Here is a 10,475-nt window from a genome sequence, read left to right as displayed (position 1 = left end):
ACCGGCGCGCACTTCCTCGGACATCTGCCACACGCCCGTGCCGGAGCCGATGTTCTTGCCGCGAAAGCGGCCGTTCAACATCGGTCCGCCGGAAACCGCCAGTGCGGGTAGATTGCACGAAGCCGCGCCCATCAGCAGGGCCGGCGTGGTCTTGTCACAGCCGACCAGCAGGATCACGCCGTCCATCGGATTGCCGCGAATCGACTCCTCGACATCCATGGAAGCGAGGTTGCGAAACAGCATTGCGGTGGGCCGCAGATTCGATTCGCCGAGCGACATCACCGGGAATTCCAGCGGCAGGCCGCCCGCTTCATGCACGCCTTTCTTCACGTACTCCGCCAGCTCACGAAAGTGCGCATTGCAAGGCGTCAGTTCGGACCACGTATTACAGATGCCGATGACCGGACGTCCGTCGAATTCGTCGTGCGGAATGCCCTGGTTCTTCATCCATGAACGGTGTATGAAACTATCCTTGTCGTTTCTGCCGAACCAGCTTTGCGAGCGGAGTTTGCGCATGTCGTCTCCCTATCCATTTGTTGGGTGCCGTTTGATATTCAGTTAGCTGCTTATTGTCTCGGGCGGAATTTGCCGTCGCGATTCAATGCGTCAAGCTCGCGCTGTGTCGAGATGAGCAGCCAGGTCATCGCGGCATGCGCCTCGGTGGGCTGATGCCGGCGAATCGCTTCAAAGACGTTCCGGTGCAGTTGCAAGGATTCCTTAGGGGACGCCGCGTACTGACCCGTCACGCGGATCTCGGCGGCAAGCGCAGCTCCGATTGTCACGATCAGCTGCCGCAAAACCCAGTTCCCCGTTGCGTCGATGATTGAGGTGTGGAACGCCAGATCCGCAATCCGCCAACCAGGACCCCGCGTTCCTTCGGCCTCGGCCTCCATTGAAGCGAGTGCGGCTCCGATCCGTTCGAGATCCCGATCGTTCGCGCGTTGTGCGGCGAGTTCCGCGGCACGCGGTTCAATCAGCAGGCGTACCTCGATGAGGGACTGGAAAAAGTCGACGTCCGTAGCATATGTAATGGCCGCGTCGAGTACGGTCGGGTCCAGCAGATTCCAGTTGCTGCGTGGCAGCACGCTGGCCCCCTTGCGTCGACGCACTTCGATCAGGCCGAGGGACTGCAGCTTTTGCATGGCTTCACGGGCTGCAGTGCGGCTGACCCCTCGCGCCTGGGCCAGATCGATCTCGTTCGGTAGGGAGGCGCCCGGCGCGTGCCGCCCTGACACGATGGCCTCGATCATTTCCGTCACGATCGGCTCATGAAGCTTCAGCATCTTCTTTCCATGCTAGATATGTATTACATATCCTGGCACAAAATGGCGAACCGTTCAAATTGACCTTGGTTATGCCACTATTTGGCATTTAATTGACATACATATTCAGGCCGAAAGGTGGGGTTTGATATCGCCGATGGCAGCGCATCGGACTTGGGCAAAGGATAGGCGGACGTGCAGTGACCAGTGTCGAATGACAGCCGCCAGCGTGGTTCGGTGTTTGAATCGCGAGGGATGGATAATCCGGCGAGGACGGCGAGTCCTTCTTATCGAGCGTCGTCCCGAGGGCGCCTGCGGTTAGCTAGCGACGGCAGTGCTCATCCACCGCCGCGCTTTGCCAAAATTCATGCTGGCCGCGATGCTTCGCGCGCAGCCTGCTCACCGGCCCGTGTTTAAACGTCTTTAGTGTCGAATACGAGAAGCTCGACACCGGCTTGTGCGAAATTGGCCAGATCGCCCGCTGTCGCTCTACCTTCAGGTGAACTGAGTGCCTGTTGCAGGGATTCCATCGAATCAAAACTCAGGATTGCCGCGAGATGATACGGGGAGCCGCCTTGCGGGGTCGCGACCGGCCCGGTACTCACTTCGTAGCGCTGAAGTCCGGATATCGTCTTGGCCAGAGGCACATGTTTCGAGAAGTAGTGTGCGTCGAACGCCTCGGTGTTTGACGGCGTCTTGTATAGCGCGACGAGCTTTGCCATGGTCATGTCTCCTTGTGCACCCGGCAAGATCGGTGCACGGCGGAATGAGCGTCTCGCGCTTCAACCCGCCGGCGGCCGGGATCGTGTCAGACTGATACGGAGTCGGGTGTACAACCACTTTACCCGGTCGAGAAATGCAGCTTGGATTCTACGCCGGCTGTGAATTCGCATCGAAGCTTTCACGTGTCTTCGCATTGATGACCCGCCTCAGATCGTCCCAAACAACGCCCTCGGTCGATCCTTCAGCGTTCCAGCCAGCAAGCGCAACGCACTAACGAGCTGATCGCGGCTCGACGCGCAAGCAAGGTTGATCCGCACACCGTGCTCGATCTCCGAGCGATCCACCGCGAACGCCGAAGAAGGCATCACCACCACCCCGCGCGCCTTTGCATTGGCGGCGAAATCATCGGCGCGCCAGGGCGGCGGCAACTTGAGCCAGACGAACATGCACGCCGGATCGGAGCGCAGTAACGCCTGCGGCAACAACTCCCGTGCGAGCGCGTGGCGCGCGCGAATCTCGGCGAGTTGCGCGTCCATGATGTGGCGCGCAGTGCCGTCCTCGATCCAGATCGACGCGATCAGCATCGACATTGGCGCAGGCATCCAGGCGGTCGTGCGCACGGCCTCCGCGCACAGCGCCGAACTGTCCGGCGGACTCGACAGGTAGCCGAGCCGCAGCCCAGGCGCGAGAATCTTCGAGGTCGCCGCGATATGGAAGGTCAGTTCCGGACAAAGACTTGCGATCGTCGGCAAACGCTGCGATACCAGCGGCCCATACACGTCATCCTCGATGATCGCGACGCCGTGCCGGCGAGCGATATCCACGAGCGCCATGCGGCGTTCGAGACTCATTGTCGTGACAGTCGGATTCTGCAGATTGGGCACCGTGAAGATCGCCTTCACGGGCATGCGCCGGCACGCGGCGTCGACTTCATCGGTCAGCAGTCCATCGCCGTCGCTCGGAATGCCGACGATCTCGAACTGAAACACGGGCGCGAGCGCTTTCAACCCATAGTAGGTGAGGCGGTCGGCGAGGATCACACCGTCCGTGCCGATCAGGCTGTTCAGCACCGCATACAAACCGTGCTGCGCGCCGCTCGTCACGACCACCTGGCCGGCATCCGGCGTGAAGCCGGGCGCGGCCATCCAGCGGGCGCCAGCGGCGCGCGCCCATTCGGGGCCCTGCGGCGGCTGGTATTCCTGCAATTGCGCAAAGCGCGGATCGCGCGGTAACTCGGCCAACGTGCGTGCCAGACACGCGAGAAATTCGCCCGTCGCCGGCCGGTTCACGGTGAGGTCGATCAAGCCATTGCTCGCCGATTGCGCGGATTGCGCCGGTTCGACACTCGGCATCGCCCCGCCCGTCACGAGCGACCCGCGCCGTTTGCTGCCGATCACCAGCCCGCGCAACTGCAATTCCTTGTACGCGCGCGACACCGTCGAAACGTTGATGCCCAGATCAGTCGCCAGTTGCCGCTGCGGCGGCAGTCGGCTGCCGGGCGGATAGATGCCGCTGCGGATGTCCTTCTCGATCGAACTGGACACCTCAATGTAAGTCGAGCGCTTCGCCGGATCCGGCGTGCCGTTGGCGGCGCGGGTTGCGTCTTTGCCAGAAGCCATAAGATCAACTGTCTCCATACAAACTGGCTTTGTCCGCAATTGTGCGGAGGTGTGGCGATTCTATACCACGCCCGTGCGACTGCGAGGCTTCCGCGAGTTTCCCGCTGAACCGCCGGCAGGTGGCGAAGAGCATGCCTGGGACCCTCCAGGGAAAATGCTATGACCACACAATATGTTTTTTGATTGCACACAAAAATTTATTGTGTGATTCTAGATGCCAGAGTTTGTCTGGTGGCGGACATGCAGCAACGACGCCGGGCAGTGCCCAGGAATCTGTCAGCGGGAGTGTTGCAATGCGCGTTTTGTCTTCGTGGCTGTCGTATGCGATGGAAGGGCGCAAGTAATGTCGGAGATCGCTATTGTCGGAGCGGGATTCATCGGCCTCGCCAGCGCGGCGTCGTTGATGCGCGACGGGCATCGGGTCACGCTGTTCGATCCGTCCGGCGTCGGACAGGGCGCGTCGTTCGGCAACGCGGGAACGTTTGCTCACTACGCGTGCATTCCGGTGAACAACCCGTCTGTGTTCCGCGACTTGCCGCGCTACCTGTTTTCTGGCGAGAGTCCATTCAGGCTGCGCTATCAGTATCTGCCGCACCTCGTGCCATGGCTCGCGCGCTTCATGATGAGTTCGCTGCCGCGCAATTACAAGGCCAGTGCCGGCGCACTCGCTGCATTGCTCGCGCAAGCGCAGGAGAGTTACGCGCCGTTGCTGGCAAACGCCGGCCTGGCACGTTTTGTACGGCGGCGCGAGTGTCTCTATCTCTATTCGAGCGCGGCGTCGTTCGACGCGGCGAGCCCCGCACTCGGTTTGCGTAAGCAACTCGGCGTCGCCTTCGACGTGCTGGGCGCCAACGACATTCGCACGCTCGAACCGTCGCTGGCGCCGATATTCGAGCGCGGCGTGCTGTTCAGCGACAGTTGGCATTTCTCCGATCCGCAAGGCTTCCTGCAAACGCTTTACGAGCAGCTCGTGGCGCAAGGGCTGACGCTGCAGCGATCGACGGTCAGCGCGGTGCAGCCTGCGGCCGATGGCGCGAGTGTGACAGCCGACGGCGTTACGCGGCGCTTTAGCCATGTGATCGTCGCGACGGGCGCGCGTTCTGCGCAGTTTGCGCGGCAATGCGGCGACAGCGTGCCGCTCGACACCGAGCGTGGCTATCACGTGCGTTATCCGGGCGCGCAGCAACTGATTTCACGGCCGGTCGGCTGGGCCGAGCGAGGCTTTTACATGACGCCGATGAGCGACGGTATCCGCGTCGCAGGAACGGTCGAACTGGGCGGCTTTAGCGACTCGCGCAACCGCTCGCTGATCGACTTGCTGACGTTTTCATCCAGACGCGCGTTGCCCGCGCTCACTACGCCCGACAGCAGTTGGCTCGGATTTCGCCCGACCTTGCCGGACGGCGTGCCGGTGCTCGCGCGTTCACGCGCGAGCGAACGCGTGATCTATGCATTCGGTCACCAGCATCTCGGGGTGACACTCGCCGGCATAAGCGCGCGCATCGTTGCGGATCTGGTCGCACGGCGCGCGCCTGCGCTCGATCTCGCGCCGTACGCGGCGACGCGTTTCGGCGCTGGGCGAAAGGCATAACGGCGAACATCGTGGCACCAGGTTTCAGTTTCATCCACCTCCACGTAGGACGGTTTCGACGCGTCGCGCATCGAGCCGCTCATTCGACATAACGCGCGACGTAACAACTCGCAAGGAGCGCATCATGAATCGCCGCAATTGGCTGTTGAGTTTTACCGTTTGTCTGATCGGTGCGCACGCACCGTTCGCGTGGGCAGCCGACCCTGAAGTCGTCAGGATCGGTTTTGTCGGACCGTTGACGGGTCCCGTTGCACGCGTGGGGAAAGACCTGCAGTACGGCGCGCAACTGGCGCTCGATGAAGAAAACGCGCGGCATCCCACTGTCGACGGTAAGCCGGTGAAATTTGTGCTCGACGTGCAGGACGACCAGGCCGATCCGCGCGTGGCGATTCAGGTGGCACAGAAGCTGGTCGACGACGGCGTGGTCGGCGTGATCGGCCATTACAACTCGGGTTGCAGCATTCCGGCCTCGACGGTTTATCACCAGGCGAACGTCGCGATGATTACGCCCGGTTCGACCAATCCGCAATTGACCAAACAGGGCTACAAGAACGTGTTTCGCACGATGGGCCACGACGGTATCGGCGGCGTGGTGGCGGGGCACTTCGTGGTCGAGCAGATGAAGGCGAAGCGCATCGGCATCATCGACGACCGCACGGCGTTCGGACAAGGACTGGCGGATGCGTTCGAAAAAGGCGCGAAAGAAGCGAATGGCAACATCGTCGATCGCGAGTTCACCAACGACAAGGCGGTCGATTTCCGCGCCGTCCTTACGACGCTGAAGAGTAAGAATGTCGATCTGATTTTCTTCGGCGGCCTGGATGAACAGGGGGCGATGCTGATCAAACAGATGCGCTCGCTCGGCATGACGGCTCAACTGTTCGGCGCGGGCGCGTTGAAGAGCAATGCGTTCCTGCAGATCGCGGGTACGGCGGGCGACGGCACGCAGGATCTGGAGCCGGGCCCCGCGCTCGACAAGCTGCCGGCGGCCGTGGAGTTCGGCAAGCGCTACAAGGCGCGCTTCAATCAGGACGTGGAACTGTATGCGCCGTTCGCGTACGACGCAGCGCTCGCCATGCTCAAGGCGATCCACACGGCGAACTCACTGGACCGCGCGAAGATCGTCGATAGTCTGTCCAAGGTCAGCGTCACGGGCGTGACGGGACAGATCACGTTCGACCCTTACGGCGATCTGATCAAGCCGCCGTACACGCTGTTTCAGGTTCAGCAGGGTCAGTGGAAGAGTATGAAGACGGTTGGAGGGAGCGGCGCCTGATTTTCGCGAGCACGGCGTCCATGCGCAACGTAGGGTCATCACTATCCGGGCAGAAGCATCGCGTAGACTCGGCGCGAAACAACTTTGCTCCATGGATCCAGGATGACCCTGTTACGGCAGTCGATCGAAACTTACCTTCTTGCGAAGGACGGCAACCGCCCGCATCTCATGTCCCGCGCATTCGCTGCCGATGCGGAGCTCGTGATGGAGGTCAAGACTGACGAGATATCGTTTCCTTCAACGGTGAAAGGCCTGAAGGGCATATCGGAGACGCTGGTAAGTCAGTTCGCGCAACGTTACGAAAATATCTATACCTTTTGCATGGAGGTTCCGCCGGACCACGCGAGCGCATTTAGTTGCAAGTGGCTCGTTTGCATGACGGAAAAAGTTTCGGGCGCAGTGCGTTTGGGTTTCGGGAGCTACGCATGGTTGAGTCGAGATGATTCTGGACTGGTTGCGAAGCTTGAAATCACCATTGAAGAGATGAAAACGCTGCCAGGTGAACTCGGAGATTCGATCCTGGGATGGGTAAGCTCACTTCCTTATCCATGGTGTCCACTCGATCTGCTGGTGCGAAGCGCCCCGAACATCCGGGCAGTTGAGGAGGTTGCGAGGAATCTTGCGCGTAGCCAGTAAAGAAGATCAGAGGGTGATGCGATAGTCCACTAACGGCCAGGTGAAGGGCGTGGTCATTGACCGCCTGGATGAGTACTTCGGAGAGCGGCCGTGCCGGATGCTTCGGCATGGGCCGCTCGCGTTGGATCCTCGCGAGACCGGTCAAAATCCGTGGTTGCGCTCACAACCGATCGCGCACGCGATCGTGCCGACAGCGCCAATCACGCCTACGCCGATGCCCAATCCAGCCCCTAATCCAAACGTTTCGAGCGTAGTCGAGCAACCTTGCAATCCGCTGGTTCCCGCGAGCGCGGCGATCAACAGCAGCCACCTCACATTTGCTCCTGATACCGGGATCTGGCGTACGCGACGATTCATGTTCTGGTTTCCTTTCTTGTCCCACTCTTAATATCAAAACGACAAAGCAGCCTTGCTGCGCATGTTAGAGCTCGAGTCCCGGTTGCCAAAACGGGATTAGATAGCCTTAAGGCGAAGCGCTTACTAAAGCTTTCTTGCCGGGTTGATATCTGCCTGTCAGCGCAAAGGCATGATGTGTTCTTCAAAGGGCGCGGATCGCGATTCTGACCCGCGCCCGACCTCCTGCGCTACTGCGGCAGCGCGTACGCGATCACATAATCGCCAAGCTTGGTGCCGAACGACCCGTGGCCACCCGCGGCGATCAGGATGTACTGACGGCCGTCGATCGAATAGCTCATCGGCGTGGCCTGGCCGCCCGCGGGCAGACGCGCGCGCCAGACTTCCTTGCCGTTGTTGACATCGAACCCGCGGATATAGTTGTCCGCGGTCGCACCGATGAACGCGACGCCGCCCGCCGTCACGATCGGCCCGCCGAGCATCGGCATGCCCATCTTGAACGGCAGCGGAATCGGCGAACTGTCGCGCACTGTGCCGATGCGCTTCTTCCACACGATCTCGTTGGTCTTCAGATCGATCGCCGAAATATAGCCCCACGCCGGCTGTTTGCATGGCAGACCGAGCGGCGAGAGGAACGGGTTCAGCGTCACGCCGTACGGCAAGCCATATTGCGGCTGGATGCCCGCTTCCGTGCCGCTGCCTTTTGCGCCCGGCTCCGGCTCCGTCGGATTGCCGGGGCCGCGCGGGATCAGACGGGAGACGAAGGGCAGGGCGATCGGATTGGCGATGGCGAGCTGACGATCGGTGTCGACGGCAATGCCGCCCCATTCGAACATGCCGAGGTTGCCTGGAAACACCAGCGTGCCTTGCAGCGAAGGCGGCGTGAACGTGCCTTCATACCGCAGCTTGTGGAACATCACGCGGCATACGAGCTGGTCGAACATCGTCGCGCCCCACATGTCGGCGTCGGTGAGCAGGTTCTTCGGGCGGAACGTGAGATCGGAGAACGGCTGCGTGGGCGAAACATGATCGCCGGGCGCGGCGCCTTGCGGCACCGGCGTTTCGGGCGCGGGCACGACCAGCGCGCCGGTACGGCGATCCAGCACGAACAGGTTGCCGGTCTTGGCGGGCGCATACACGACCGGTACGGTCTTGCCGTCCTTGCCGGTGATATCGGCGAGCGTGGGCTGCGAGGGCTGGTCCATGTCCCACAGATCGTGGTGCGCGGTCTGGTAGAACCACGCCAGCTTGCCTGTCGATGCATGCAGCGCCAGCAGGCCGCTCGCATAGCGCTCCTGCAAGGCCGTGCGGTTGCCACCCCAGATGTCCGGCGTCGTCACGCCCATCGGCAAATAGATGAGGTCGAGTTTCGCGTCGTAGGCGGAGGGCGCCCACGAGTTCGGCGAATTGATGGTGTAGTTTTCGCCCGCGCCCGGAATCTTGTTCGGGTCTTGCGCGCCCGGATCGAATGCCCACAGCAACTGGCCGGTGCGCACGTCGAAGCCGCGGATCACGCCGGAAGGCTCGCGCGTCGAGAAGTTGTCCTCCACCGCGCCCGCCACGATGATCGCCGTGTTCGTCACGATCGGCGGCGAGGTCGGTTCGTACATGCCCGGCGTCGTGACCGGCTGCGCGTGTTGCAGATCGAGGTCGCCGTTGTTGCCGAAGCCCGCGCAGCGCTCACCCGTCTGTGCATCGAGCGCGTACAGGTGGCCGTCGTTGACAGGCAGATAGATGCGGCGCGTACACGCGCCATTGGCCGCGGACGCCACCGTGGCTGCCGCGGCGGCGTCGCTCGTGGGCGTGGCGGGCTGCACGGTCGTGGCGCTGGCCGAGAGGTCGAGATACGACACGCCGCGACAGGTCACGTGCTGGAACGACGGGTCGGCCCGCAGCTTCGGATCGAACTTCCATTTCTGCTCACCCGTCTTTGCATCGAGCGCGAACAGGATCTGGTGAGGCGAGCACAGATACAGCAGATTGCCGATCTTGATCGGCGTGACTTCATTGGTGATTTCGACGGGGTCGTTCGGACCTTTCATGTCGCCGGTGCGGAAGGTCCAGGCCACCTGCAGGTTCTTGACGTTCTCGGGCGTGATCTGCTGCAGCGGCGAATAGCGCGTGCCTTCCTGGGTGCGGCCATACGCGGGCCAGTCGGACGGATCGATACCGTTCGGGTTGGCCGCGGGCGTCGTGGCCGCCGCGCTCAGCGTGCCGTTGAGCGTCTGCGGATCGTTGAAGCTCGCATAGACGAGCACGCCGGCCCAGATCACGAGCGCGCCGATGAGCGACGTCACGCCGAGCTTGCGCGGCGCGTCGAGGCGCCGGCTCACGAGCAGCAACAGCCACACGCCGAACACGACGAGCACGCCGGAGCGCGGCGCGAGCGCCCAGAAGTCGGGGCCCGACTCCCACAGCGCCCAGACCGCAGTGCCGACTAGCACAAGCGCGTAGAGCGCGAGCGCCGCGGCGCTGCGACGGTACAGCAGCCAGCTCACACCGAGCAGCACGATGCCGGTCACGACGTAATACGCGGAGCCGCCGAGCGAGAGCAGCCATGCCCCGCCTATCAGCAGATAGAGCGCGGTGAGCGCAGTGAACAGCAACGTGATGACGGCGATGAAACCCGGCGATGTCGATTGTCTGTACATGGTGACCTCAATCTTTTTCTTAAGGTGCCGCTTGCATCGCCTGTTACGCGATGCCCGCAGCGCTCATACGCCGACGCGAACGCAAGCGCGGCATCCGGCCGGTTCGCCGCGCTCGTGCAGGGCGGTAAAACAGTCACGCAAACACCTGCATTACCCCAATGTTGGACGGCCCGCGATCCGCAGGCGGCCCGGTTCGATTCCGACGGGGCCGCGAACGCCGCGAAGGTGCGGTGCCCGCCGTCTTTCAACTGCCGTCTTTCAACTGCCGTCTTTCAATTTATGCAACCGTACCGCACAAGGAGGGGCGCGCGTTCAAATTGTAGGTTGTAGGCGGCGAAGTGCATCAAGCATCACGTGGCCGAC

Annotated in this window: 9 protein-coding genes; 3 read left to right on the top strand and 6 right to left on the bottom strand. The window is 62.1% G+C overall.

Annotation, left to right across the window (positions count from 1 at the left end):
• From P0D68_RS27310 to P0D68_RS27295, 4 genes are all read right to left on the bottom strand, one after another.
• The coding region (locus tag P0D68_RS27310) for a dihydroxy-acid dehydratase domain-containing protein (protein ID WP_408301676.1) at nucleotides 1-516 on the bottom strand (516 nt) is incomplete at its 3' end.
• A gap of 50 nt (nucleotides 517-566) precedes the next feature.
• Complete coding sequence (locus tag P0D68_RS27305; RefSeq protein ID WP_408301678.1) at nucleotides 567-1,283, bottom strand: FadR/GntR family transcriptional regulator; 717 nt, start codon at nucleotides 1,281-1,283, stop codon at nucleotides 567-569.
• A gap of 392 nt (nucleotides 1,284-1,675) precedes the next feature.
• Nucleotides 1,676-1,984, bottom strand: a complete 309-nt coding sequence (locus P0D68_RS27300) for an EthD family reductase (protein WP_408301680.1) — start codon at nucleotides 1,982-1,984, stop codon at nucleotides 1,676-1,678.
• Between the two features lie 207 nt (nucleotides 1,985-2,191).
• Entirely contained in the window at nucleotides 2,192-3,604 is a 1,413-nt protein-coding gene (locus tag P0D68_RS27295) for an aminotransferase-like domain-containing protein (RefSeq protein WP_408301681.1), read from the bottom strand.
• A gap of 343 nt (nucleotides 3,605-3,947) precedes the next feature.
• Here P0D68_RS27295 and P0D68_RS27290 point away from each other — a divergent pair, with 343 nt between their 5' ends.
• From P0D68_RS27290 to P0D68_RS27280, 3 genes are all read left to right on the top strand, one after another.
• Complete coding sequence (locus tag P0D68_RS27290) at nucleotides 3,948-5,195, top strand: NAD(P)/FAD-dependent oxidoreductase (protein ID WP_408301683.1); 1,248 nt, start codon at nucleotides 3,948-3,950, stop codon at nucleotides 5,193-5,195.
• A gap of 124 nt (nucleotides 5,196-5,319) precedes the next feature.
• Nucleotides 5,320-6,471, top strand: coding sequence for a branched-chain amino acid ABC transporter substrate-binding protein (locus tag P0D68_RS27285; RefSeq protein ID WP_091792846.1), 1,152 nt, complete (start codon nucleotides 5,320-5,322; stop codon nucleotides 6,469-6,471).
• Between the two features lie 102 nt (nucleotides 6,472-6,573).
• Nucleotides 6,574-7,107: a hypothetical protein gene (locus P0D68_RS27280; RefSeq protein WP_091792847.1), complete on the top strand. Its 534-nt coding sequence runs from the start codon at nucleotides 6,574-6,576 to the stop codon at nucleotides 7,105-7,107.
• Nucleotides 7,108-7,248: 141 nt separating this feature from the next.
• On the opposite strand, the gene P0D68_RS27275 is transcribed toward P0D68_RS27280, so the two are convergent.
• Both P0D68_RS27275 and P0D68_RS27270 read right to left on the bottom strand, forming a co-directional pair.
• A complete protein-coding gene (locus P0D68_RS27275) occupies nucleotides 7,249-7,464 on the bottom strand; it encodes a hypothetical protein (protein WP_091792848.1) in 216 nt (71 codons plus the stop codon).
• A 227-nt stretch (nucleotides 7,465-7,691) separates the two neighbouring features.
• Nucleotides 7,692-10,112, bottom strand: coding sequence for a glucose/quinate/shikimate family membrane-bound PQQ-dependent dehydrogenase (locus tag P0D68_RS27270; protein WP_408187241.1), 2,421 nt, complete (start codon nucleotides 10,110-10,112; stop codon nucleotides 7,692-7,694).
• Nucleotides 10,113-10,475 lie beyond the last annotated feature (363 nt).

It is taken from the genome of Paraburkholderia sp. RL17-380-BIE-A (assembly GCF_046028085.1).
GTDB lineage: Bacteria > Pseudomonadota > Gammaproteobacteria > Burkholderiales > Burkholderiaceae > Paraburkholderia.
This window is presented reverse-complemented; position numbering and strand designations above follow the sequence as displayed.